We start from the raw sequence: 22688 nt of genomic DNA on the forward strand, positions 1-22688 counted from the left end.
CGTGTGCGGGAATCACGTCGGCTGCGCTCACGCCGTGCTCGACCCCGCGCGCTCGTCCGCCTGCGACGCGCGCGCGAGCTGCGCCTCGATCGCCGCGGTGATCTCGGCTTCTCCGCACGGCTTGAAGAGCACCGCGTCCACGCCCGCGTCGCGCGCGGCCTGGATCGCGTCGGGCTCGAGCTGACCGGTGATCACGATCACCGCGGGGGCGCGCCGCTGCCGATCGAGGCGCAGCCACGTCGCGACGCGCTGACCGTCGATCGTCGGCAAGCCGAGATCGAGGAGCACCACGTCGGGCCTCTCCGCGCGGATGCGCTCCCACGCGCGGCGGCCGTCGGACGCCTCGTCGACGTCGTAGCCGTGCGCGAGCAGCCAGGTGACGTAGAGCGCGCGCAGGTCGGGCGCGTCCTCGACGACGAGCACCCGCGCGGCGCGCGTGCGGATGGCGCCGTCGCTCACCGTCCCACCAGCCTGCGCACCTGCTCGACGAGCACGTCGGTGTCGAGCGGCTTCGCCTGGAACTTGTCGAACCCCGCGTCGAGCGCGAGCTGCACGCGCTCGGGATCGGCGTCGCCCGAGACCGCGAGCGCGGGGATCTCGCGCTTCTGATCGTGCCTCCGGCGCAGCTCGCGCACGAACGCGCGACCGTCGAGCCGGGGCAGGTAGATGTCGCACACCACCACGTCCACCACGTTCCGATCCAGCAACTTCAGGGCTTCCTCCGCAGACTTGGCCTCCAGCACGTGAGCACCGTCCCACTCGAGCACCATCCCGGCGAGCTCCAGCGTGTCCCTGTGATCGTCGACGACGAGCGCCGTGATGCCCTCGAGCTGCATGACCTCCGTTCCTCCGCCGCAGGGTCCTGAACGAGGCAAGCCCCGAGCCACGTGAGAGGCGTGCTGGATCCAGCGACCTGCGCCTGCGAGGCGCGCGACCCCGTGCCTCAGGTGGGGCGTCCACGTCACGAGCGGCCTGCTTGTGGGGGTCCTCGGATGCGTCTAGATGCGACGGAGATGTCCGAAGCAAGCACGGGCGCAACAGCGCTCCGGCGGGTTCTGGTCGTCGAGGACAACGACGACGTGCGAGAGATGATCCGTCTCTACTTCGAGCACGCGGGGCTCGAGGTCCTGCAGGCGGCGGACGGGCGCTCCGGGCTCGAGATCGCGCTGCGCGAGCGCCCGGATCTCGTGCTCATGGATCTCGGGCTCCCCGGGCTCGACGGATTCACGCTCGCGCGCGCCATCCGCGCCGAGGACCCGGAGTGCCGCATGCGCCTCGTCGCGATGAGCGGCTACGCGCGCGAGCAGCTCGGTGATCGCGCCGAGCCGGGGCTCGTCGATCGTTGGCTGCTCAAGCCGGTGATGCCCGACGTGCTGCTCCAGCTGGTACGGCACGGCTGACGCGAGTCAGACTCGGGCCCGGTGAGCGATCTCGAGGGCTTGGAGCACGAGGATCTGCCGCGGCCCGGCGAGCGGGTCGGAGGGCGCTACGTGATCGCGCGCGTGCTCGGCTCGGGCGCGACCGGCGTGGTGTACGAGGCGGCGCACGAGCTCACCGGCAAGCGCGTCGCGATCAAGTGGCTGCGCCCCGATCTCGCGTCGAGCGAGTCGCTGACCGCGCGCTTCTTGCGCGAGGCGCGCGCCGCCGCGGAGATCGATCATCCGAACGTCGTCGCGGTGTTCGACGCGGGGCGCGAGCGCGGGACGCTCTTCCTCGCGATGGAGCTGCTCACCGGCGAGCCGCTCAGCGCGTTCCTCGCGCGCGGGCCGCATCGGGTCGAGAGCGTGATCGCGACGCTGATGCCCGCGCTGCGGGGGGTCGCGGCGGCGCACGAGCGCGGGATCGTCCACCGCGATCTGAAGCCCGACAACGTGTTCCTCGCGGCGCCACGACGCGGATGGCCGGGCGGCGCGAAGGTGCTCGACTTCGGGATCTCGAAGCTCAAGCAGCCGGTCGACGGGCGCGAGCTCACGCACGCCGGCGTGTTCCTCGGGAGCCCGCTCTACATGGCGCCCGAGCAGATCCTCGAGCCCGGCAAGGTCGACGCGCGCGGCGACGTCTACTCGATCGGCGTGATGCTCTACGAGGGCATCGCGGGGCGCGTGCCGTTCGAGGCCGACACGCTGCCCGATCTGTTCCGCCTCGTGATGCACGAGTCGCCGGCGCCCCTGCGCGGCATGCGCCCCGACGTGCCGGTCGAGCTCGATGCGCTGATCCGTGGCGCGCTGAGCCGCGAGCGCACGTCGCGCCCGGAGTCGGTCGCGGTGCTCGCGCGTGCGCTCGAGCCGTTCGCGGGAGGCGTGCGCTTCGATCCGAGCGAGGACGAGCTCGACGTCGCACCGCTCGAAGGAGGGCGCACCGAGATCGTCAGCTCGATCGAGGTGCCGCAGGCGCGCCGCGCGACCGATCTCGACTACTCGTCGGAGGGCACGACGCAGCCCGCGATCTCGCTCCCGGAGATCCACGCCGCGATCCACGCGGGCACGACGCTCTCGAGCCGCACCAGCGCGCCACCGGGGCCGAGGCCGTGGCTCGATCGCGTCCCCGAGCCGCTGCGCACGCTGCCGATGATCGTCGCGCTCGCGCTGGTGATCTTCCTGATCGGCCTGGTGCTCGGGCTCGTCGTCTAGTCGCCGAGCTCGAGCACTTCCGCGCGCACGCGCACCACGCCGCGCTCGATCATGCCGAGCTCTTCCGCGGCGGCGCGCGAGAGATCGAGCAGACGACGGCGACGACCGAAGGGCCCGCGGTCGTTCACCCGCACGATCACGGAGCGCCCGGTGTCGATGCGCACGATGCGCAGCACGGTGCCGAAGGGCAGGGTGCGGTTCGCGGCGGTGTACTCGGTCGGATCGTACGGCTCGCCGCTCGCCGTCGACCGGCCCGCGAGCGAGTCGTGGTAGTAGCTCGCCGCGCCTTCCATCGTGCGCAGCGCGCGACGATCGACGTAGGCCGCACGCCAGTCGCTCACCGGGAGCACGACCGGTGTCGCGCTGGTCGTCGTGGTGTCGTCGCTCGCGTGCTCGCTGCGTGCTCGCTGCGCGCCGCACGCCGCGAGCATCAGCGCCGCGATGACGAGCGCGCCGCGCACGTCAGCTCCCCTCCGCGGCGGCGCCTTGCGCCGGCGCCGACGGCATTCCGTGCCCGGGCGCCATCATCATCCGTCGGTACGTCGGGTAGTGGAACCGGTCGCTGTGCTCGGTGTTGTGGCAGCGCACGCAGACCTCCTCGGGCGCGTCGAGCCGCACGTTCACCAGCGCGCCCTGCGGATCGGCGACGTGCTGCGAGCCCGGCCCGTGGCAGTTCTCGCATCCGACGTCCTGCAGCGGGCCCACGTGCGCGACCGTCGATCCGCCGGGCTGGTTGTACCCGGTGACGTGGCAGCCGACGCAGCTCAGGTTGTACTCCTTGTGACGCTCCTGGAGCGTCCGGTACGCCTGGCCGTGCATCGTCGTGCGCCACCACGCGAGCTCCTCCGCGTGACAGCTGCCGCACGCCTGGGTGCCCACGTAGCTCGGCTGACCTTCGGGCGCGGGGCGCGGCACGAGCGACGCGAAGGCCTCGCGGTTGTGCTCGTTCACGCGGCGGAAGTAGCGATCGAGCACGCCGGTGGTCGTCGCGTCGCGCTCGGCCTCGGGCGCGAGCTCGACGAAGCGCGCGGCGAACGCCGGCGTTACGACCTCGGGCGCGCGCGTGACCGCGCGGATGCGCTCCTCGAGCTCGGCGAGGCGCGCGCGCTGCTGCACGACGTCGGCCTCCGAGACGTTGGGATCGCGCTCCCACTCACCGATGCGCGCGCGCAGCGTGTCCGCCTCGGCGCGCAGCCGATCGCGCTCCGCGGTGCGCGTCCACGTGCTCGCGTCCATCCAAACGCCGCGCTCACCGCGCGCGAGATCGACGACGAGCAGGCCCTGCCCGTGGTGCGATGCGTGGAGGATCGTCGCGGCGCCGGTGTCGGCGGGCAGGTGCGGCTCCGCGGTGTCGAGCCCGCCCTGCACCACGAAGTCGATGCCCTCCACGTCGCTCGCGATGCGCCGCACGGTGCGCCGCTGCGCGCGCGCGAGCACCACCACGAGCTGCGCGCCTTCGCTCCGCACCGCCGCGACCTCGCGACGCGCGGCCTCCATGAGATCGGTCTCGCTCGCGATCACGCCCGCGACGTCGGTCATCTCGGAGAGCCCGACGATCCCGACGCGCACCCCGCCGACCTCGCGCACGACGCGCGACTGCAGCGCGCGCGGCGCGGCCGCGGGCGTGCTCGGATCCGCGGCGTCGCGCGCGATCTGCACGCCCGCTGCGAGCAACGGGAACGACGCGCGCTCGGCGAGCGCATCGAACGTCCTCGCGCCGAAGCGCAGATCGAGCGGCCCGGGCACCGCGGCCGCGAGCTGGAGCCCGCCGAGCACGTCGGCGATCGTCTCCGCCTTCCAGATCTCCTGCGTCGCCGCCTCGGCGGCCTCGACCCCGTGCGACGTCCCGTCGAAGAAGAGATCGCCCGCCGCGAGGAAGAGCGTCGGCACGTCGCCGCTGCGCTGCGCGCGGACCGCCGCCGCGAGGCGATCGATCCCGCCGAGCGGACGGCTCGTGCAGCCGCAGGGCTCGAGGTAGCCCATCATGTCGGTGACCACGAGCAGCCGCAGATCCGTGCGCGGCAGCCGGGCCTCGGCGACCTCGGGCGCGCTCGGCGTCGTCTCGCGTGCGCCGCCGGAGCAGGATGCGCCCGCGAGGGTGAGGGCGATCAGCGAGACGAGACCGACGAGCATCGCGCGGCGAGAGCCGGAGGCAATCGACATCGCGCCCCGTTCTAGCGCCTGGCCACCGCGCTGACCACCTACGCTCACGGGGCACGTCCTTGACGCTCCGAGGACCCTCCGCTAGCTTTCGCGACCCTTTCGGCGCCCGTCCTGGGCGCTTCTGCGTTCTAGACGCTCTGTTCTCGAGGCATATCGATGGTCACGATCCGGCTCGCTCGCTTCGGCACCAAGAAGCGCCCCTACTACCACGTCGTCGTCACGGACTCGGAGAACCCGCGTGACGGGCGCTTCCTCGAGCAGGTCGGCACGTACGATCCGGCCAAGCCGATCGAGAGCGCGCGCATCGACCTCAGCCGCGTGGACCACTGGGTCGGCGTGGGCGCGCAGACGTCGACGCGCGTCCGCCACGTGCTGAACGACTACCGCCGCGCGACCCAGGCGATCGCCTGAGCGCTTCGTCGTCCATGGACGAGCCGAAGCTCGAAGAGCTCCTGACGTTCATCGCGCGCAACCTCGTCGACGAGCCCGACGAGGTGCGCGTGCAAGCGGTCGACGGCGATCGCGCGACCGTCTACGAGCTCTCGGTCGCCGAGGACGACCTCGGCAAGGTGATCGGCAAGGACGGGCGCACCGCGCGTGCGATCCGGACGCTGCTCGCCGCGACCTCCGCGCGCCTGCGCAAGCGCGCGATCCTCGAGATCCTCGAGTAACGAGGCGACCACCGTGGGGCGCGACCTGCGGGCCGAGAGCGACGACCTCGTCGTCCTCGGCGCGATCACGCGACCGCACGGTGTGCGCGGCGAAGTCCGCGTCCACCGCTTCAACCCCGACTCGCCGCTCCTGCTCGAGCTGGAGCGCGTCGTGGTGCGCGCGAAGTCCGGCGACCGCGAGCACGCCGTGCTCGGCAGCAAGCGCAGCGGCGACGCCGACGTGCTGCGCCTCGAGGGCGTGACGACGGTCGAGCAGGCCGAGGCGCTACGAGGCGCCGAGATCGCGGCGCGCCGCGCGTGGATGCCCGAGCCCGACGAGGACGAGGTCTACCACGTCGATCTGATCGGCCTGCGGGTGATCGAGGACGGCGTGGAGCTCGGCGTCGTCGACGAAGTGCTCGCGTATCCGAGCGTCGACTGCCTGCGCGTCCCGACCGCGCGCGGCGTCATCGAGATCCCGCTGATCGAGCCCTACGTGATCGACGTGGACGTCGAGGGTGGCCGCATCGAGGTCGCGCACACCGCGGACTTCGAGCCCGTCGACCCCGCCGCAGGATGAAGATGCGCTTCTACGTCGTCACCGTGCTGCCCGAGATGCTCGAGTCGTTCGTGCGCACCGGGCTCGTGGGCAAGGCGGTGGAGTCGGGCGCGATCGAGATCCACCCGATCACGCCGCGCGAATTCACCAAGGATCGCCACCGCACCGTCGACGACGCGCCCTACGGCGGCGGCAGCGGCATGGTCATGATGCCGGGCCCGCTGGTCGACGCGATGGAGTCCGCCGAGGCGCGCGAAGCCACGCGCGAGGATGGCGGCGCGCGCCCGCTGCGCATCCTGCTGACGCCGCAGGGCGAGCCGTTCACGCAGCGCGTCGCGCGCGAGCTCGCGAGCACGCAGAAGGCGCTCACGCTCGTGTGCGGCCGCTACGAGGGCGTCGACGAGCGCGCGCGCACGCGCGTCGATCGCGAGATCTCGCTCGGCGACTTCGTGCTCATGGGCGGCGAGGTCGGCGCGATGGTGATCGTCGAGGCCGTCGGCCGCCTGCTCCCGGGCGTGCTCGGCAACCCCGAGTCGATCGGGGAGGAGTCGCACTCCCAGGGCCGCATCGAGTACCCGCACTACACGCGTCCCGCGGAGTTCCGCGGCGAGAAGGTGCCCGACGTGCTGCTCAGCGGGCACCACGCGCAGGTCGCGAAGTGGCGCAAGAAGGAGTCGCTGCGCCGCACGCTCGCGCGGCGTCCCGATCTGCTCGAGACGTTCCCGCCCGACGCCGAAGAGCAGAAGCTGCTCGACGCGATCCGCCGCGAAGGAGAGGGCGCGTGACGGCGCGTGTGCACTGCGCGCTGGTGCATCACCCGGTGCGCGATCGCGCGGGGCACCCGATCGCGTCGGCGATCACCAACGTCGACGTGCACGATCTCGCGCGCAGCGCGCGCACGTTCGGGCTCGCCGGCTACTGGGTCGTGTCGCCGATCGCGGCGCAGCGCCTCCTCGTCGAGCGCATCCTCGATCACTGGGCGCACGGCGCGGGCGCACGTCGCGTCCCCGAGCGCACGCGCGCGCTGTCGATCTGCGCGCCGATCGAGAGCGTCGACGCCGCGATCGCCGCGATCACCGAGCGCGAGGGCAGCGCGCCCGCGCTCTGGGTGACCGCCGCGAAGGCGCCGCCCGGCAAGACGCTCACGTCGTGGGCCGACGGCCGCGCGCTGCTCGCGTCGAGCGCGCGGCCCGTCCTGATCCTCTTCGGGACCGCGCACGGGCTGCACTCGACGCTGATGGATCGCGCCGACGTGGTGCTCGCGCCCATCCAGCCGGGCTCGGACTACAACCACCTCTCGGTGCGCGCCGCGGCCGCGATCACGTTCGATCGCCTGCTCGGCGATCGTTGATCAGCGCGCCGCCGTCGCGCTCGTGTCGCCCTGCATCCGCGTGAGCAGATCCTTCACGTCGGTCACGTGGCGCGACATCGAGATCTCGTGGTGGAACACGCCGCGGATCTTCCCGTCGCGCCCGATCACGAAGGTCACGCGCCGCGCGCCGAGCCCGAGCGGGCGCACGATCGCGTAGTCGCGCGCGAGCTTCCGATCGGGATCGGAGAGCAGCGAGAAGGGCAGCTGGTAGCGCTCGGCGAAGCGCTTGTGGCTCTCTCCGCTGTCCGCGCTGACGCCGACGATCGTCGCGCCGTGCCCCTGGAGATCTTCGAACGCGTCGCGGAACATGCACGCCTCGCGCGTGCATCCGGGCGTGAAGTCCTTCGGGTAGAAGTAGAGAACGACCGGGCCTTTCGCGAGGAGATCCTCGGAGCGCACGTCCTGGCCGTTCTGATCGCGTCCGGAGAACGCGGGGGCTTGCTGTCCGATCTCGAGCATGGTGTGGCTGTGTTTGGGCTCTCGCGATTGACTGAGCAAGGGCGCGATGCTAGTCACTGCGCCCCTTCGAGAGTCGTCCGACATGTCCAATACCGTTCCGAAGATCACCGCGATCGCGGCCGCGTTCCAGCGGCAGCTCCCGACCTTCCGCGCCGGCGACCAGGTGCGCGTCCACTACCGCATCCGCGAGGGCGAGAAGGAGCGCGTCCAGGTCTTCCAGGGCGTCGTCATCCGCAAGAACGGCGGCGGCATCGGCGCGACGTTCACCGTCCGCAAGGTCAGCTTCGGCGTCGGCGTGGAGCGCATCTTCCCGCAGCACTCGCCGCGCATCGAGAAGCTCGAGATCGTGAGCCGTGGCGCCGTCCGCCGCAGCCGCCTCTACTACCTGCGCGAGCTCGAGGGCAAGGCAGCCCGCCTCAAGCAGAGCCGCAACGTCGAGCAGGACGCGGCGCCCCAGAGCTGATCCCTTCCGAGGGGATCGCAGTCCCGCCGCAAGGCGAGATGAGCCCGCCTCCCGAAGGGAGCGCGGGCTCGATGCGTTTGGGGCGATGCGTTTGGGGCCACGCCGCGCCGCGGTCTCCCAGCGGCGCCGCGCCGCCGCCCGCACCCGTCCAGCGCAGCGCGCACGCGACGTCGGGGCGCCGAGTCGCTTCCTCGGCGCCGAGAACGCGATGTCACGCCGCCGAATCGCCTCCGGCGCGCCCCGGAGGCGATCTGCGATCCGCGACACGCAGTCGGGGCGGAATTACCGCGATTCGCGGCGCGAGAATTGGCTCTTCTGGCCACTGGAGCCAATTCCGCTGCGCGGAATCGCGTCCAGCGCGCGCTGGAGGCGATCCGGCGCCGCAGAATCGCGTTTTCCGGCCGAATTCAACGGCTCACTGCGCAGCCAGCGCCCATCCGTGCCCGACACGCCCGTCGCCGCGAGCACTCCTGTCGCGGCCCGAGCTCGCGCGGCTCAGCCGTCGATCGTGCGGATCGGCGCTTCGCGGAACTCGTTCGTCCCGGGGACGTGCACCCAGAGCTGATGGCCCTTCGGCTCGCCGTTCATCACGCTCACCACGACGAACGCGCACGGCCACATCAGCGCGCCTTCCGACGCGAACGTCGCCGCGTCCTCGGCGCTGAAGTACGAGCCCGCGTCGCAGTGCGAGTGGTAGATGACCTTGATCGGCCTGCCGCTCGCCTCGCCGCGCTCGAACGCGCGCGCCGCGCGCAGCTCGTGGATCTTGAAGTACGTGCGCGACGTGCGCGGGAAGCGCTCCGGGTCGAGGCGGTGGTACTTGTCCGCCTCGTTCACCTCGCGCACCGCCTCGTCGCAGCGCGCCGCGTCCTCCGCGGGGCCCGAGACGAACCCACAGCACTCGCTCGGATACGTCTCCTTCGCGTGCGCGTAGATCGCGTCGATCGCGCTCTTCGTGATCGCGAGGTCACCCTCGATCCACGGCTTCTCACCAGGCATAGCGCTTCTCCCATCGCATCGGCGCGAAGTAGCGATCGCCGCGATCGCACGCGACGGTGACGACGCACCCGCGCTCGACGCGCTTCGCGAGCTGGATCGCGCCCCACACGTTGCCGCCCGTCGAGTGCCCGACGTGCAGGCCCTCTTCGCGCGCGATGCGGTCCGCCATGTCCCAGCCCTCTTCGGTCGGGACCGGCAGGATCTCGTCGAAGATCGTCGGGTCGTAGATCGGCGGGATGATCGAGCTGCCCATGTGCTTGAGCCCCTCGAGGCCGTGCATCGCCTCGGCGGGCTCGAGCGCGACGCACTGGATCGCGCGCGAGCGCTCCTTCAGGCGGCGCGTCGTGCCCATCATCGTGCCGGTCGTGCCGAGCCCCGCGCAGAAGTGCGTGAGGCGATCGCCGACCTGCTCGAGGATCTCGCGCCCCGTGCCGAGGTAATGCGCGCGCGGGTTCGACGCGTTCGAGTACTGATCCGGATAGAAGTAGCGGTCCGGATTCTCGTCCACGATCTTCTTCACGAGGCGGATCGCGCCGTCCGAGCCCTCCATCGGATCGCTGTGGATCAGCTCGGTGCCGAACGCGCGCGTGATGTCCTTGCGCGCCTGCGACACGTTGCTCGGCATCACGAGCTGCACGCGGATGCCGAGCGCCGCGCCGAACAGCGAGTACGCGACGCCGGTGTTCCCGCTCGTGCTGTCGATCAGGATCTTGTCGGGGGTGAGGCGACCGCTCGCGATCGCATCGCGGATCATCTGCAGAGCAGGGCGATCCTTCACCGAGCCGCCCGGGTTGCAGTACTCGAGCTTCAGCCAGAGCTCGACGCCCGGGCACTCCTTCGCCTCGAGGTGACGCAGCCGCACGAGCGGCGTGTTGCCCACCGCCTCCGTGACGTCCGCGATGCGACGCGATCGCGCGAGCATCGACGATCACCCGCCGGCGATCGCGGGGATGATCTCGACCGAGTCGCCGGCCTTCACGGCGCTGTCGAGGCCGTCGAGGAAGCGGATGTCCTCTTCGTTGAGGAACACGTTCACGAAGCGGCGCACGCCCTTGTCGTCGCAGACGCGATCCTTGAGGCCGGGGTACTGCGCCTCGAGGTGATCGATGACCGCGCGCACCGTGGTGCCCTCGGCCTTGACCTCGTCCTGACCGCCGGTGAGCGTGCGGAGCGGGGTGGGGATGCGGACCTTGATCGTCATGGCTGTTTTCTCCATCACGTCGCGCACGCGGGCGCGGCGTAGCGTTCTCGATCGAGCGCGCGGATCGTCGCGCGCTCTCCACAGAGCGGGCAGCTCGCGCGGGACTTCACGCGGCTGGTGCGCGCGCTCGCGGTGCGCGCGTCGAAGCGATGGAGGACGCCCGCGACCTCGCGGCGTCCCTCGAGGATCTGCACGGCGAGCGCGGCCTCGAGCGCGCCCATCACGCCGACCGCGGGGCCGATCACGCCGGCCTCCGAGCACGTCTCGACCTCGCCGCTCGGCACGTCCTCGAACACGCAGCGCAAGCACGCGCTCTCGAACGGCGTGCTCGCCATCGCCCACCCCGCCCAGCGCACGACACCCGCGTGCACGACCGGCGTGCGCGCGAGCGCGGCGGCGTCGGCGGCGAGGAACTTCGACTCGTGGCGATCGGTGCCCTCGACGACGACGTCGTGCGCGCGCGCGAGCTGCTCGGCGTTCGTCACGTCGACGCGATCGATCACGCCGCGCGCGGTGATCGCGCCGCCGGACAGCGCGTGCAGCTTCTCGGCGGCGCGCTCGGCCTTCGAGTGGCCCACGTCGCGATCGTCGAAGAGCACTTGGCGGTGGAGGTTGCTGCGCTCGACGCGATCGGGATCGACGAGCGTGACGTCGAGCTCGAGCCCGCTGCGCGCGAGCGCGATCCCCGCGGCGCACCCGAGCCCGCCGGCGCCGATCACGAGCACGCTGTGTCGCTCACTCGGCATGGCTGTCGGACGAGGCGAAGTGAGCCTCGAGCGAGAAGTAGCGCTCGCCGGTGTCGCAGAGGATCGTGATCACGTTCGGCTCGCGATCGCGCACGACGCTCCGGAGCTGCTCGGCGACGTCGATCGCGACCGCGACGTTCGCGCCCGCGCTGATCCCGACGAGCAGGCCCTCTTCGCGCGCGAGCCGCAGCTTGGTGTCCCACGCGACGCGATCGTCGACGCCGCGGATCTCGTCGACGACGCGGCGATCGAAGTTGCCCGGCACGAGCCCCGCGCCGATGCCCTGGATCTTCGAGGGGCCCGCGACGCCGCCGCGCAGCACCGGGCTCGCCTCGGGCTCGACCGCGATCACGCGCACGTCGGGCCAGCGCTGCTTCAGCGCGCGCCCCACGCCGCTCACGGTGCCGCCGGTGCCGACCGCGGCGACGAGCGCGTCGATCGGCTCGTCCTCCATCGCGCGGAGGATCTCGTCGGCGGTGGTGCGCTCGTGCACCGCGGGGTTCGCGGGGTTGTCGAACTGCGAGGGCATGAACGCGCCGCGCTCGCGCGCGATGCGCTCGGCCTCGGCGATCGCGCCCTCCATCACGCGCTCGGGCTCTGTGAGGACGATCTGCGCGCCGTACGACTTGAGCAGCTGGCGACGCTCGAGCGACATGCTCGCGGGCATCGTGAGCACGAGGCGATAGCCCTTCGTCGCGCACACGAGCGCGAGCCCGATGCCCGTGTTGCCGCTCGTCGGCTCGACCACGGTGTCGCCGGGACGAAGCCGTCCTTCGCGCTCGGCGCGCTCGATCATCGCGAGGCAGATGCGGTCCTTCACCGAGCCGCCCGGGTTCAGGTGCTCGCACTTCGCCCAGACGTTCCCGCCGCGCGCGATGCGTCGCAGCCGGACCATCGGGGTCTCGCCGATCAGATCGAGCACCGAGTCGACGACCGGTGCGACCTCGCGCGCGCTCCGCCGCTCCATCTCAGATCACGTAGACGTAGCGGCTCGGCGGACGGCGGCGATACCCCAGCGCCTCGCCGCGCTCGCAGAGATCCTCGATCGTGACGTCGTCGAAGCACGCCTCGATGCGCTTGCTGACCTCGGCGAAGGCTTCTTCGGTCACCTGACGGCTCGTCGCGTCGCCTTCCTGGGCGCTCGCATCGTCCTTCGGGGCCGACACCGCGATCGGGCCCTCGAGGGCGCGCACGATGTCGCCGAGGCGGATCTCGGCGGGGGCCTTCGCGAGCTGGTACCCGCCGCGCGGACCACGGCGCGACGCGACGAGCCCCGCGCGCTTGAGGTCCTGGAAGATCTGCTCGAGGAAGCGCGGCGGGATCGCCTGGCGCTCCGCGATCTCCTTGATCTGGGTGGCGCGCCCCTCGTTGTGGAAGGCGATGTCGAAGATCGCGCGGACGCCGTAACGGCCCTTGTTCGAGAGCTTCACCGCCGCTCCTTGTGGGAATCGGAGCTCCGAACCGCGCGCTTTCGCGCGAGAAATGCGGAGCCAAGGGACCGTTTTGGATTCCCCCATCGGCGTTGTCAAGAATCTCCCGTGCAGAGATTGCCCGCGCGCTGCGGGAGAATGTACCCTGACCTCCCGGCGACGGTTTCCGGACGCAGGAGTCGCCGGGCGAGGGAGACCGCGTGAGGATCTGCGAGCTCTGCGGCGCTCGATATCGCGGCACGCCGACGACGTGCCCGCTCGACGGCGGGCGCCTCCTCGAGCTGCCCGATCCGCTGCTCGGCCGGACGATCGTCGGACGCTACCTCGTCGTCGAGAAGATCGGCGCGGGCGGGATGGGCGTGGTCTACCGCGCGCGCGACGCGTCGAGCGCGAGCGACGTGGCGCTGAAGTTCCTGCTGCCCGATCTCTCGGCGGAGGTGACGAACCGGCAGCGCTTCCTTCGCGAGGCGAAGGCCGCGAACCGGATCGATCACGAGAACATCATCGACGTGATGGACTTCGGGGAGACCGACGGGCAGGTCTTCCTGGTGATGGAGTTCCTCCAGGGCATCGCGCTCGCGGAGGAGATCGCGCGCGGTCCGCTCGGCGTCTCGCGATCGATCGACATCGCGATGCAGTGCGCGAGCGCGCTGGCGCGGGCGCACGAGCTCGACGTCGTGCACCGCGACATCAAGCCGGAGAACATCTATCTCGTCGCCGACGCGACGCGCCGCGACTTCGTGAAGCTGCTCGACTTCGGGCTCGCGCACATGAAGGGCGAGCTGCGGCTCACCGCGAGCGGCGCGGTGTTCGGCACGCCCGAGTACATGGCGCCGGAGCAAGCGCGCGGCGCGCCGCTCACCGGGCTCGCGGATCTCTACGCGCTCGGGTGCGTGCTGTTCGAGATGCTGACCGGGACGCCGCCCTTCAAGGGCACGACGCCCGATCTGATCCTGAAGCACATGCGCGAGCCCGCGCCGCTGCCGTCGACGCGCGCGCCGGGAGTGCCGCCCGAGCTCGACGCGGTCGTCGCGAAGCTGCTCGACAAGCAGCCGCAGCGCAGGCACCGCGACGCGTACCACCTGCTCGAGGATCTGCGTCGGATCGCGGATCGCCTGCCCGCGCCGCGCAGCGCGGCGCCGGGGAGCGACACGCTGATCAACCGCGAGACCGCGCCGCGCGTGCCGTCGCTCTCGCTGCCGGCGGACTCGGTCGCGTCGGTGCTGCCGGGCACGTGGGAGCAGCGCGTCACGGTGTTCCGGCAGATGGTCTCGCGCGCGTACCCGGGGCACACCGAGCCCGAGTGGATCGTGCCCTCGATCGACGCGCTGCAGTCGCGGATCGCCGAGGTGCGCACGCTCGAGCGCGAGCTGCACGGCGTGACCGAGCAGGCGAAGGAGCGCGAAGCGGCGTCGCGCGCGACGCGCCTCCGCGTGGGGCGCGCGATCGGCGAGCTGGGGCGCGACGAGTCGCGCACGCTCGGCAGGCTCGACGAGCTCGCGTCGGTGCTCTCGGACGCGCGACGTCGTCTCGTCGACAGCGAGGCGAAGCTCGCGCGGATGATGCGCGGCCTGCACACGCTCGGCGCCACGGTGTCACGCGAGAGCGCGTCCACGCTTCGAGAGGTGGGCGGGATCGCGGCGCAGTGGATCGAGATCGATGCACAGGTCACGACCGCGCTCCGCGAGATCGCGGTGTGCGAGCGAGAGCGCGACGATCTGCGGTTCCAGATCTCCCAGCTGAAAGGACGGCTCGGCACGTCGGGCGCGGAGCTGGAGATCGAGCTCGGCGCGATCCGGGAGCGCGCGGCGCAGCTCGGCGCCGAGCGCGAGGCCGCGGTCGACGATCTGCAGGAGCGCGCGCTCGTGCTGCTGCGGCACTTCTCGGCGTTCCCCGAGCTGCAGGACGCGGTGAGGTCCGCGTCGTTCGCGCCGGACGGCCGCGAACGCGTCGCTCCCGCGCGTCGGTGAATCACCCAAGGCGCGAAGGCGTCTGTGGTACCATCGCACCGGGGACGCCGCTCGAGCCGAGCGCTCGTCGATGCACCGCGTCCCGGCGATGGGGGACACGATGCTTTCGAACACGATGCTCTCGTCGCGCGAGGTGGGGTCGCGACCCATCGAGCGCCGTGGGACGCCCGGGACGTGGGCGCGGCGTCTCGTGATCGCGGCCGCGTTGTGCATGGGCGTCCCGTGCGGGGTCGCCGCGACGATCGCGATCGCACCCTCGGTCGTGCATGCGCAGAGCATGAGCGACGAGGAGTACCAGACCGCCATGACGCAGCTGCGGAACGGATCGCCCGAGGAGCGGGCGTCCGCGGCCGATCTGCTGGGGCGTCGTGCGTATCGCCAGCGCGAGCAGATCTCGCCGGTGCTCCGCGAGATGATCCGGAACGACACCGACTGGCGCGTGCGTGCGTCGGCGGGGCGCGCGCTGGGTCGGCTCGGGACGCGCGATGCGGTGCCGGATCTCGTGCGTGCGCTTCGTGATCCGGTCGTCGACGTGCGGGTCGTCGCCGCGGCGGCGATCTGGCGCCTGCCCGATCCCGCGGCGGTGCCCGCGCTGATCGAGCTGCTCGGGGACGCCGACGGCTCGGCGCGCCAGTGGGCCGCGCTCGCGCTCGGTGTGATCCGCGACACCCGGGCGACGCCGGCGCTGATCCGGCTGCTCGGCGACCCCGAGAAGAGCGTGCGGCTCGACGTGATCCGCTCGCTGGGGCGCATCCGCGACGCGTCCTCGGTGCAGCCGCTCGAGGCGTACGTGCGGAACGACGCGCACGATCTCGACGAGCGCGTCGAGGCGGTCTCGTCGCTCGCCGCGCTGCAGGGGCCGGAGAAGGTCGACGCGTTGGTGCGCCTGCTCGAGCATCCCTCGCGCGACGTGCGGCAGCGCGTGATCGAGTCGCTCGGTCAGGTCGGCGACGCGCTCGTCGTGCCCTCGCTGCGTCGTCGTCGCGGCTCCGAGGTCGGCGCGATGCGGAATTCGATCGACCAGGCGATCACGGAGATCGAGGAGCGCGGGCGAGGCGGCACCGCGGGCGGCGGCGCGCCGCTGCAGCTCCCGCCGGGCTGAGCGCTGTTCTCCCGCTGCTCTGCTGCGCGCGCATGCGTGTGCTAACCCCGTCCGCGGGATGCGCGCAGACGGGATGCTCGCGGCGATCGTGCTGGTCCTCGCCGGCTGTGGGACGAGCACGGCCGCGCCGGACGCGGGGATCGCAGCGCCGCCGCGCGCTGCGGAGTTCCGCTCTCCGCGCGTCGACACGATGCTCGAGTCCGCGTCGCGCGTGATCCGCACGCGCGGGTTCACGGCCGACGGAGATGCGACGCGCGGGTTCCTGCTCGAGCAGGCGACCGAGGTGCGCTCGACGTCGATGCGCACGGGGAGCTGCTACGTCGCGCTCGGCGTCGGATCGAGCGCGATGCGCGAGCTCGATCTGCGCGTGTTCGACGGTGATGGCGCCGAGGTCGCGCGCGATGCGGAGCAGGGGCCGATCGCGGCGCTGCGCTTCTGCCCCGCGCAGAACGGCACGTACTTCGTCGCGGTGCGCGCGTCCGCGGGGAGCGGGCTCTACGCGACGCGCACGTTCCGCGGACCGACGGGGATCGCGTTCCGGGTCGACGACGTGCTGCGCGCCGTCGCGCCCGCGGTCGCGCCGACGGAGCGGGATCCCGGGTGAGACGCGCGGGGCTCGCCGCGCTCGTGTGCGCGCTGATCGCGTGCCAGGAGCCGCAGCACGAGGACGCGCCGATCGTCGGAAGCCTTCCGCGCGCGGAAGGACCGCTCGACGCGCTCAGCCGCCGTCACGCGCGCCTTCGCGAGCGGATGGTCGCGCGTGGGTACGAGGAGCGATCCCCGACGGCGCGTGTGTTCGTCATCGAGGATCGCGGCGTGGTGCTCCCGCTCGATCTCGAGGTGGGAAGCTGCACGACGTTCGTCGCGCTCGCGAGCAGCGCGCTGCGCGATCTGCGGCTGACGCTCTACGACCGAGAGGGCGAGGAGGCCGCGCGCGACGACGTGTCGGGCGAGGGCGGTCTGGTGCACGTGTGCCCGGATCGCGAGCCCGGAGGCGGGCGCGACGCGCCGTTCTATCTGGCGATCGAGGCGCGCGACGGCACGGGCTCGGTGTCGATCGCGGAGATGCACAGCCAGGTCGGCGAGGGCGACGGGTTCGAGGGGCTCTTCGACGACGTGCTCGCGCCGCGGGTGCCGTTCCCCGACGTCGAGGCGCGGCTCGCGGAGACGCGGAGCGCGCTGCGGGCGCGCGGGCTCTCGCCGGTCGACGCGCCGCGCGTGGAGTGGGTGGGCGAGGGCGGGGCGCTGCGCATGCCGATGCGCTTCGAGGGTGGGCAGTGTTACGTCGCGACCGCGCGCGGCGGCGCCGGGACGCGCGACGTGGACCTCTTCTTGTTCGATCCCGGTGGCGTGGAGGTCGGGCGCGATCTCGGGACCGACGCCGAGCCGACCGTCGAGCACTGCCCCGAGGCATCGGGGCTCTTCATCGTCGAGGCGCGTGCGTTCGAGGGAGAAGGCGCGATCGGCGTGATGGTGCTCGCCGCGCCCGCCGCGGGGTTCGCGCGGCAGGAGCCCGAGGAGATCGCGGGCGCCCTCGACGCGGAGCGGAGCGAGGCGGCGGCGCCCGACGTCGCGCTCGGTGTGCTCGCCGCGGAGCTCGCGGCGCGCGGGTTCTCGGCGCCGGTGTTCGCGAGCCGCGACGCGTCGATCGCGCCGGGCGAGACGCGCATGCACGAGGTCGTGGCCGGGCCGGGGTGCGCGCTGATCGTCGCGTCGGCGTCGCACGCCGGCATGGACGTGGATCTCTATCTGGCGGACGCGACCGGTCGCGAGCTCGACGCGGACACCGCGATGCACGCCACCGCGCGGGTGCGCGCGTGCCGCGCGGAGGCGACGGTGCTGCGCGTCGCGGTGAAGGCGTACGGACGCGATGGGCGGTACGCGCTCGCGGTGCTCGGCGCGCCCGCTGCGATCACCGGCGTGCAGGGGCTGCGGCTCGAGGAGGCGACCGCGGGCCCGCGGGCGCGCGGCTACGTGGAGATCGAGCGCTTCGCCGCGAGCCTCGCGGACTCGACGCCGTTCTCGCGCGACGTCGTGATCCCCGCGGGGCGCTGCATCGCGATCGCGGCGGCGGGCGCGGAGGGCGTGGACGACGTCGATCTGTTCCTGCGCGATCCGACGGGCGCGCTGGTCGCGAGCGAGGCCGGGCCCTCGTCGCACGCGACGGTGTCGCGCTGCGCAGGCGAGCTCGAGACGCCGCTGCGGCTCGAGGCGATCGCGGGCGACGGCGGCGGCGAGGTGCAGTTCGCGATCCTCGAGGGCGGCGCGCCTTGAGGGTTGCGGTCGCGATCCTCGTCGCGATGTCGCTCGCGATGCAGGCGCGGGCGCAGGACGTCGAGGCGTGCGAGCGCGCGGCGCGCGAGTCGCTGCCGGTCGTCGCGAGCGGTCGCGCGTTCCTGCTCGAGCGCGAGAGCCACGTCGTCGAGCATCGGCTCGCGCGCGACGGCTGCGTCGCGTTCCTCGCCTTCGGGAGCGCGGGCGTGCGCGACGTCGATCTGCTCGCGCACACGACGAGCGGGGACGTGATCGAGGAGGACGTCGAGCCGCGCGCCTGGGGCTGGGTGCGCGCGTGCGGCGACGAGGGGCTCGTGGTCGCCGCGGTGGCGCACGTGCACGCGGGGCGCGGTGAGGTCCGCGTGCTCGCGATCGACGACGGGCCGGAGCGCGCGCCCGAGCTGGGCCGCGAGGTCGGTGCGTGCTTCGCGCGATCCGCCGGGCGTGGACGACCGCTGACCGATGCGGGCGAGGCACCCGCGATGCGCTCGCTCGAGCGCGCGATCGACGACGCGGATGCGCGCGCGATCGGCTGGCGCGCGGTGGGCGCGGCAGCGCGCGGATGGCTCGATCCCGGCGCGACCGAGCTGCATCGCGTCGCGATCGATCGCGCGGGGTGTCATCGCATCGACGCGATCGGCGGGCCCGACGTGCGCGCGCTCTCGCTCGTGGTGATCGGCGCGGATGGTCGCGAGATCGCGCGCGACGATCGGCGCAGGCGCGACGCGAGCGTCGTCCTCTGCCCCGGCGCGGCGGGCAGTGTGGTCGTGCAGGTGCAGGCGCGCGCGGGCACGGGCGCGTACGCGCTGCGGCATCGTGTGGTCGAGGGCGAGCCGCTCGACGAGGCGCGCGTGGATCCACGCGCGTCGGTGGAGAGCGTCGAGCTCGCGGCGACGCTGCGCGCGCGCGGGATGACGCCACGGGCGATCGCGTGGGGCCTCGCCGATGGTCGCGGGGCGCAGGCGTTCGAGGTCGAGGCCGGCGCCGGATGCGTCGCGATCGCGGCGTTGCGCTCGCGCGAGCTCGAGGGCGGCGATCTCGACGTGCGCGTCGCGGACGCGCAGGGGCGGCTCGTCGGATGGGACGAGGGCGCGCCTTCGGTGGATCGCGGCCCGATCCCGGTCGTGTGGTCGTGCGCGGACGACGCGCGAACGCTGCGGGTCGAGGTGCGCGCGCAGGACGCGACCGGACGTTTCCTGCTCGTGACGGGGGCTCCGTGAAGCGGGTGATCGCGATCGCCGTGATGCTGCTCGGGTGCGGCGCGCAGCCGCGCATCGAAGCGCCGACGACCCCGAGCGCCACGAGGGACGCCGAGCTCGCCGGGCCTGCGTGGTCGCGCGATCCCGACGCGCTCGCGGTACGCGCTCGGGCGCTCTCGGCGCGGCTCGAGCCCTACGACGCGACCCCCTCGACCGCGCTCGAAGCGCGGTTCTTCCTCGCCGCGCGCGGCTCACGCGCGCTCGAGCTCGAGCTGCCCGCGGGCGCGTGCGCGGTGCTCGCCACGTTCGCGTCCAGCGGCATGCGCGATCTCGATGCGCGCCTCTACACGCCCGAAGGCGCGCTGATCACCGAGGACGTCGCGCCCGATCCGCACCCCGCGATCGTCTTCTGCGCGACGGAGAGCACTCCGTCGCGCGCGTGGCTCGTGCTCGACGCGTACGACGGCTCGGGCGCGGTGCTCGTCTCGTCGCTCGCGATCCCGAGCGACGCGCTGCACGTCGTCGCGCGCGAGCTCGGGGGCACGCCGGGCGTCGCGCGTGACGGCGAGGCGCGGGGCGAGCTCGAGATCGCGCTCCTGCGTCGCGGCCTCGACATCACCGCAGCGCCGCTCGAGGTCACGCTCGCGCGCGACCAGCGCGTGCGTGTGCCGCTGCGTGCTCGCGCGGGCCGCTGCTTCGCGGTGATCGCGACGCCGCGCGCGCCGCTCGCGAGCGTCGCGATGCGCCTGCTCGATCTCGCGGGGCGGCCGCTCGCCGACGCCGACGCGTCGCAGAACGTGCTGCAGCGCTGCGAGACGGAGGACGTCGAGCGCGCGATCGAGCTCTGGAGCGGCGACGCAGAGGGCGTGGTCTCGATCACCATCGCCGAAGGCGACGACGAGCGCCTCGGTGGCGCGGCCGGGCTCTGGCTCGGCGCCGTGCCGCGCGATGTGATCGCCGCGAGCGCTGGTCGTCGCGTGGCGCGCGGGACGCTGGCGCGCGGCGAGGTCGCCGCACATCGGGTGCGCGTCCCGCGCGGATGCGTGGACGTCGTCGCGCGCCCCGAGACCGGCTCGATCGCGCGCCTCGCGCTCGAGGTGCACGACGTCTCACGCGACGAGTCACGCACGCCGAGCGTCGAGCGCTGCGGCGATCCCGCGACACTCGACGTGACGATCACCGCGCTCGGCGGTGCCGGCGACTACGCGATCGAGATCCGACCGCGCGAGTGATCACTCCGCCGCGACGACCGCCGCGCCGTCGCCGACCGCGCCGTCCTCGTCGCGCTCCGCGTCCGACGGCGCGCCGAGCGCCGCGCGCGACAGGATCGCCTCGCAGAGATCCCCGAAGTCGTAGCCCGCGCCCGCCGCGATCTTCGGAAGGAGCGACGTCGGCGTCATGCCCGGGATCGTGTTGACCTCGAGCACGTACTCGTTCTCCCCCTCGGTCACGAGGAGATCGACGCCCGTCGCGCCCTCGCAGCCGAGCGCACGGTGCGCGCGCTCCGCGAGCGTGAGCACGCCCTTGTAGCGGGTCGGCGCGAGGCGCGCGGGGAAGTGGTACTCGCTGCGGCCCTTCGAGTACTTGCTGCGGTAGTCGTAGAACTCGCCCTTCGGCACGATCTCGATCGCACCGAGCGCGCGCCCGTCGAGCACCGCGACGCGCACTTCCTTACCGGCGACGAAGCGCTCCACGAGGATCGACCGGTCGTAGCGAGCGGCATCCTCACAGCGCGCCCGCAGCTCGGCCATGTCGTTCGCCTTGCCGGCGCCCACGCTCGACCCGGAGCGACGCGGCTTCACGAACACCGGGAAGCCGAACGAGCCGTGCAGCTCCTCGAGCCGGTCGAGCTGATCCGACTCCGCGACGTAGTACGGCGGCGTCGGCACGTTGTAGAGGCGGAAGAGCTCCTTGCTCTTCAGCTTGTCCATCGCGAGCGCGCTCGCGAGCACGCCGGATCCCGTGTACGGGATGCCCATCATCTCCAGCATCCCCTGGATGCAGCCGTCCTCGCCGTACGTGCCGTGCAGCGCGAGGAACGCGACGTCGATCGGGGTCTGGCGCAGCACGCGGTCCACGTCGCGATCGACGATGACGCGCACCACGTCGTGGCCGCGCTCCTCGAGCGCTTTCGCGATCGCCTCACCGGTCGCGAGCGAGATGTCGCGCTCGGCGCCGAGGCCCCCCATCAGCACACCGACGCGCCCGAACTGCTTGCCACCGCTCTTCATACGCCGAGCTCCTCCGTGCGAGGCGCGACCGTCCGCGATGGACGAGCCGCGCCCGTTCGCGGCGCTGGGCCGCGCGGGATGGTGTCGCAGACCTCGCGCCACCCGCCGAGATCTGCAGGAATCGAAGCGAAACCGGGGTTCCGGGGGTCTCGCTCCCGCGTCCGAGGGGACACGCGATCGAAGCCCGATGCCCACCCCTTACGCGTCTCGATCACCACCGTCAAAAAACCTGCACCTGATCGACGAAGCCGGCGTTGGTATCAGACCGCCCCTCCGCCGGCAAACCCTCATTCACCGGCGAACTGGAGCACCGGGTAGTCGCTGAACCCACCGCTGCGCGAGACCACCGTCACCGGGATCACGTCGCCGCGCCCCACGTGCAGCGCCGCGCGCGCTTGCGCCGGCATGAAGACGAGGTCCGCCCATTCCTCGCCGCCGGCGTGACGGCACTTGATCGTCATGCGGTTCTGGATGCCTGCCGGATAGCTGCGACGGCGCGCGTCGCGCGCCTCGAGGATGTCGATGTCGCCGGCATGGCTCACCGCGCACTGCTGCGTGCTGCCGACGAGCGCGGGATCGCCGCCGATCTGGCGCAGATCGAAGCCCGTCGGGACCGCGGTCGGGCCGAGCATGCGCCCGCCCTCGATGGTCCGCTCCGGCGCGCGTCCCGCGATGCCGACGAAGTCGACGATCGGATAGTCGAAGAAGCCCGAGTCCGCGCTGTGGATCCGGACGCGCACGCGCGCGCCGGGCTGCACCTCCGGCGCGTGCGAGACGTTCGTCGGCGTGAACGCGAGATCGGCCCAGCTCGCTCCGGTCGGCGCGATGCACTGCACCGACATGCGCTGCGTCGCGCCGGTCGAGTACTGCTCCGGGGACTCGCCCTGCTCGTCGAGCTCGATCGGCTCGAGCCGTCCTGCCGCCGCGACGTCGCAGAGCTGCTCGGTGCCGAGGTGGATGCCGGGCTGCACGCGCACCAGTCGGATGTCGAACCCGGCGCCCGGTCCGTCTTGATCGCCGTCGCGCGGATCGGGCGCGGGCGCGTGCTCTTCGAGCGAGCCGCGCGTCTCCCGCTCCGGGCTGCCGGGCGCGTCGGGCGCGACGTGGGTGTCGGTGCCGACGAACGGGTTCACGCAGCACCCCGGCAGGACCAGGGCGAGCACGGCCGCGACGACGGGGACCCTCGTGAGCACGGCGCGCGGGGTACGGCGCTGGCCCGCGCCTGTCAATCGAAGTGGGT

General features: G+C 72.6%; 27 protein-coding genes. 14 read left to right on the plus strand and 13 right to left on the minus strand.

Annotated features, from left to right (window positions below):
• Positions 1-27: 27 nt before the first annotated feature.
• Positions 28-459 carry a response regulator transcription factor gene (locus DB32_RS19320; protein ID WP_053233978.1) on the minus strand — a complete coding sequence of 144 codons (432 nt, stop codon included), beginning with the start codon at positions 457-459 and terminating at the stop codon, positions 28-30.
• Entirely contained in the window at positions 456-836 is a 381-nt protein-coding gene (locus DB32_RS19325) for a response regulator (RefSeq protein WP_053233980.1), read from the minus strand. Before DB32_RS19325 ends, DB32_RS19320 begins: the two co-directional genes overlap by 4 nt.
• Before the next feature lie 177 nt (positions 837-1013).
• Here DB32_RS19325 and DB32_RS19330 point away from each other — a divergent pair, with 177 nt between their 5' ends.
• On the plus strand, positions 1014-1400 hold the full coding sequence (locus tag DB32_RS19330; protein ID WP_053238868.1) for a response regulator: 387 nt from the start codon (positions 1014-1016) through the stop codon (positions 1398-1400).
• 21 nt (positions 1401-1421) lie between these two features.
• Positions 1422-2630: a serine/threonine-protein kinase gene (locus DB32_RS19335; protein ID WP_053233982.1), complete on the plus strand. Its 1209-nt coding sequence runs from the start codon at positions 1422-1424 to the stop codon at positions 2628-2630.
• Here DB32_RS19335 and DB32_RS49105 read toward each other — a convergent pair.
• Positions 2627-3091, minus strand: a complete 465-nt coding sequence (locus tag DB32_RS49105; RefSeq protein ID WP_205627062.1) for a septal ring lytic transglycosylase RlpA family protein — start codon at positions 3089-3091, stop codon at positions 2627-2629. The two genes, DB32_RS19335 and DB32_RS49105, sit on opposite strands and share 4 nt — an antisense overlap.
• A 1-nt stretch (position 3092) precedes the next feature.
• Positions 3093-4793 (minus strand): multiheme c-type cytochrome, encoded by a 1701-nt coding sequence (locus DB32_RS19345; protein WP_157069184.1) that lies wholly within the window; start codon positions 4791-4793, stop codon positions 3093-3095.
• 156 nt (positions 4794-4949) lie between these two features.
• Between DB32_RS19345 and rpsP the strand changes: the two genes are divergently transcribed.
• Genes rpsP through DB32_RS19370 form a run of 5 tightly spaced genes read left to right on the plus strand, consistent with a single transcriptional unit; the run spans position 4950 to position 7353 of the window.
• Positions 4950-5204 carry a 30S ribosomal protein S16 gene (gene rpsP, locus DB32_RS19350; protein WP_053233987.1) on the plus strand — a complete coding sequence of 85 codons (255 nt, stop codon included), beginning with the start codon at positions 4950-4952 and terminating at the stop codon, positions 5202-5204.
• A 14-nt stretch (positions 5205-5218) separates the two neighbouring features.
• Positions 5219-5464, plus strand: a complete 246-nt coding sequence (locus DB32_RS19355) for a KH domain-containing protein (RefSeq protein ID WP_053233989.1) — start codon at positions 5219-5221, stop codon at positions 5462-5464.
• Between the two features lie 13 nt (positions 5465-5477).
• Positions 5478-6023, plus strand: a complete 546-nt coding sequence (gene rimM / locus DB32_RS19360; protein WP_053233990.1) for a ribosome maturation factor RimM — start codon at positions 5478-5480, stop codon at positions 6021-6023.
• Positions 6020-6787 (plus strand): tRNA (guanosine(37)-N1)-methyltransferase TrmD, encoded by a 768-nt coding sequence (trmD, locus tag DB32_RS19365; RefSeq protein WP_240481224.1) that lies wholly within the window; start codon positions 6020-6022, stop codon positions 6785-6787. Before rimM ends, trmD begins: the two co-directional genes overlap by 4 nt.
• Positions 6784-7353, plus strand: coding sequence for an RNA methyltransferase (locus DB32_RS19370; RefSeq protein WP_053233993.1), 570 nt, complete (start codon positions 6784-6786; stop codon positions 7351-7353). The genes trmD and DB32_RS19370 overlap by 4 nt, the downstream gene beginning before the upstream one ends.
• Here the strand turns inward: DB32_RS19370 and DB32_RS19375 are convergent, their stop codons facing one another.
• Positions 7354-7833: a peroxiredoxin gene (locus tag DB32_RS19375; RefSeq protein WP_053233995.1), complete on the minus strand. Its 480-nt coding sequence runs from the start codon at positions 7831-7833 to the stop codon at positions 7354-7356.
• 82 nt (positions 7834-7915) lie between these two features.
• Here DB32_RS19375 and rplS point away from each other — a divergent pair, with 82 nt between their 5' ends.
• On the plus strand, positions 7916-8296 hold the full coding sequence (gene rplS, locus DB32_RS19380) for a 50S ribosomal protein L19 (RefSeq protein WP_053233996.1): 381 nt from the start codon (positions 7916-7918) through the stop codon (positions 8294-8296).
• Positions 8297-8791: 495 nt separating this feature from the next.
• On the opposite strand, the gene DB32_RS19385 is transcribed toward rplS, so the two are convergent.
• Genes DB32_RS19385 through DB32_RS19410 form a run of 6 tightly spaced genes read right to left on the minus strand, consistent with a single transcriptional unit; the run spans position 8792 to position 12672 of the window.
• The gene (locus DB32_RS19385) at positions 8792-9295 is read right to left on the minus strand and encodes a M67 family metallopeptidase (RefSeq protein ID WP_053233998.1); all 504 of its coding nucleotides are present in this window, start codon (positions 9293-9295) and stop codon (positions 8792-8794) included.
• Positions 9285-10217, minus strand: coding sequence for a PLP-dependent cysteine synthase family protein (locus DB32_RS19390; RefSeq protein WP_053234000.1), 933 nt, complete (start codon positions 10215-10217; stop codon positions 9285-9287). The genes DB32_RS19385 and DB32_RS19390 overlap by 11 nt, the downstream gene beginning before the upstream one ends.
• A 6-nt stretch (positions 10218-10223) precedes the next feature.
• The gene (locus DB32_RS19395) at positions 10224-10496 is read right to left on the minus strand and encodes a ubiquitin-like small modifier protein 1 (RefSeq protein ID WP_053234001.1); all 273 of its coding nucleotides are present in this window, start codon (positions 10494-10496) and stop codon (positions 10224-10226) included.
• A gap of 14 nt (positions 10497-10510) precedes the next feature.
• The gene (locus DB32_RS19400; protein WP_053234004.1) at positions 10511-11242 is read right to left on the minus strand and encodes a HesA/MoeB/ThiF family protein; all 732 of its coding nucleotides are present in this window, start codon (positions 11240-11242) and stop codon (positions 10511-10513) included.
• On the minus strand, positions 11232-12209 hold the full coding sequence (gene cysK, locus DB32_RS19405; protein WP_053234006.1) for a cysteine synthase A: 978 nt from the start codon (positions 12207-12209) through the stop codon (positions 11232-11234). Before cysK ends, DB32_RS19400 begins: the two co-directional genes overlap by 11 nt.
• Before the next feature lies 1 nt (position 12210).
• The gene (locus DB32_RS19410) at positions 12211-12672 is read right to left on the minus strand and encodes an RrF2 family transcriptional regulator (RefSeq protein WP_053234008.1); all 462 of its coding nucleotides are present in this window, start codon (positions 12670-12672) and stop codon (positions 12211-12213) included.
• Positions 12673-12872: 200 nt separating this feature from the next.
• On the opposite strand from DB32_RS19410, the gene DB32_RS19415 reads away from it, so the two are divergent.
• From DB32_RS19415 to DB32_RS19440, 6 genes are all read left to right on the plus strand, one after another.
• On the plus strand, positions 12873-14642 hold the full coding sequence (locus tag DB32_RS19415) for a serine/threonine protein kinase (RefSeq protein ID WP_053234010.1): 1770 nt from the start codon (positions 12873-12875) through the stop codon (positions 14640-14642).
• A 100-nt stretch (positions 14643-14742) separates the two neighbouring features.
• Positions 14743-15744: a HEAT repeat domain-containing protein gene (locus DB32_RS19420; protein ID WP_169791484.1), complete on the plus strand. Its 1002-nt coding sequence runs from the start codon at positions 14743-14745 to the stop codon at positions 15742-15744.
• 58 nt (positions 15745-15802) lie between these two features.
• Positions 15803-16348, plus strand: coding sequence for a hypothetical protein (locus DB32_RS19425; protein WP_053234014.1), 546 nt, complete (start codon positions 15803-15805; stop codon positions 16346-16348).
• Positions 16345-18018, plus strand: coding sequence for a hypothetical protein (locus tag DB32_RS19430; protein ID WP_053234016.1), 1674 nt, complete (start codon positions 16345-16347; stop codon positions 18016-18018). The genes DB32_RS19425 and DB32_RS19430 overlap by 4 nt, the downstream gene beginning before the upstream one ends.
• Positions 18015-19238, plus strand: a complete 1224-nt coding sequence (locus DB32_RS19435; RefSeq protein ID WP_053234018.1) for a hypothetical protein — start codon at positions 18015-18017, stop codon at positions 19236-19238. The genes DB32_RS19430 and DB32_RS19435 overlap by 4 nt, the downstream gene beginning before the upstream one ends.
• The gene (locus tag DB32_RS19440) at positions 19235-20449 is read left to right on the plus strand and encodes a hypothetical protein (RefSeq protein WP_053234020.1); all 1215 of its coding nucleotides are present in this window, start codon (positions 19235-19237) and stop codon (positions 20447-20449) included. Before DB32_RS19435 ends, DB32_RS19440 begins: the two co-directional genes overlap by 4 nt.
• Here the strand turns inward: DB32_RS19440 and DB32_RS19445 are convergent, their stop codons facing one another.
• On the minus strand, positions 20450-21448 hold the full coding sequence (locus DB32_RS19445) for a D-alanine--D-alanine ligase (protein ID WP_075097560.1): 999 nt from the start codon (positions 21446-21448) through the stop codon (positions 20450-20452).
• 287 nt (positions 21449-21735) lie between these two features.
• Entirely contained in the window at positions 21736-22641 is a 906-nt protein-coding gene (locus DB32_RS19450; RefSeq protein WP_053234022.1) for a hypothetical protein, read from the minus strand.
• Positions 22642-22688 lie beyond the last annotated feature (47 nt).

The organism is Sandaracinus amylolyticus, assembly GCF_000737325.1.
In the GTDB taxonomy this organism is placed as follows: Bacteria; Myxococcota_A; Polyangia; order Polyangiales; family Sandaracinaceae; genus Sandaracinus; species Sandaracinus amylolyticus.

Bases quoted from the DNA above. Each gene is read 5' to 3' on its own strand.
- DB32_RS19425 (WP_053234014.1), top strand. From the start codon at position 15,803: ATGCGCGCAGACGGGATGCTCGCGGCGATCGTGCTGGTCCTCGCCGGC.
- DB32_RS19325 (WP_053233980.1), bottom strand. From the start codon at position 836: ATGCAGCTCGAGGGCATCACGGCGCTCGTCGTCGACGATCACAGGGAC.
- DB32_RS19395 (WP_053234001.1), bottom strand. From the start codon at position 10,496: ATGACGATCAAGGTCCGCATCCCCACCCCGCTCCGCACGCTCACCGGC.
- DB32_RS19385 (WP_053233998.1), bottom strand. From the start codon at position 9,295: ATGCCTGGTGAGAAGCCGTGGATCGAGGGTGACCTCGCGATCACGAAG.
- rpsP (WP_053233987.1), top strand. From the start codon at position 4,950: ATGGTCACGATCCGGCTCGCTCGCTTCGGCACCAAGAAGCGCCCCTAC.
- DB32_RS19420 (WP_169791484.1), top strand. From the start codon at position 14,743: ATGCTTTCGAACACGATGCTCTCGTCGCGCGAGGTGGGGTCGCGACCC.
- DB32_RS19330 (WP_053238868.1), top strand. From the start codon at position 1,014: ATGTCCGAAGCAAGCACGGGCGCAACAGCGCTCCGGCGGGTTCTGGTC.
- trmD (WP_240481224.1), top strand. From the start codon at position 6,020: ATGAAGATGCGCTTCTACGTCGTCACCGTGCTGCCCGAGATGCTCGAG.
- DB32_RS19390 (WP_053234000.1), bottom strand. From the start codon at position 10,217: ATGCTCGCGCGATCGCGTCGCATCGCGGACGTCACGGAGGCGGTGGGC.
- DB32_RS19345 (WP_157069184.1), bottom strand. From the start codon at position 4,793: ATGTCGATTGCCTCCGGCTCTCGCCGCGCGATGCTCGTCGGTCTCGTC.
- DB32_RS19375 (WP_053233995.1), bottom strand. From the start codon at position 7,833: ATGCTCGAGATCGGACAGCAAGCCCCCGCGTTCTCCGGACGCGATCAG.
- DB32_RS19355 (WP_053233989.1), top strand. From the start codon at position 5,219: ATGGACGAGCCGAAGCTCGAAGAGCTCCTGACGTTCATCGCGCGCAAC.
- DB32_RS19445 (WP_075097560.1), bottom strand. From the start codon at position 21,448: ATGAAGAGCGGTGGCAAGCAGTTCGGGCGCGTCGGTGTGCTGATGGGG.
- rplS (WP_053233996.1), top strand. From the start codon at position 7,916: ATGTCCAATACCGTTCCGAAGATCACCGCGATCGCGGCCGCGTTCCAG.
- cysK (WP_053234006.1), bottom strand. From the start codon at position 12,209: ATGGAGCGGCGGAGCGCGCGCGAGGTCGCACCGGTCGTCGACTCGGTG.
- DB32_RS19400 (WP_053234004.1), bottom strand. From the start codon at position 11,242: ATGCCGAGTGAGCGACACAGCGTGCTCGTGATCGGCGCCGGCGGGCTC.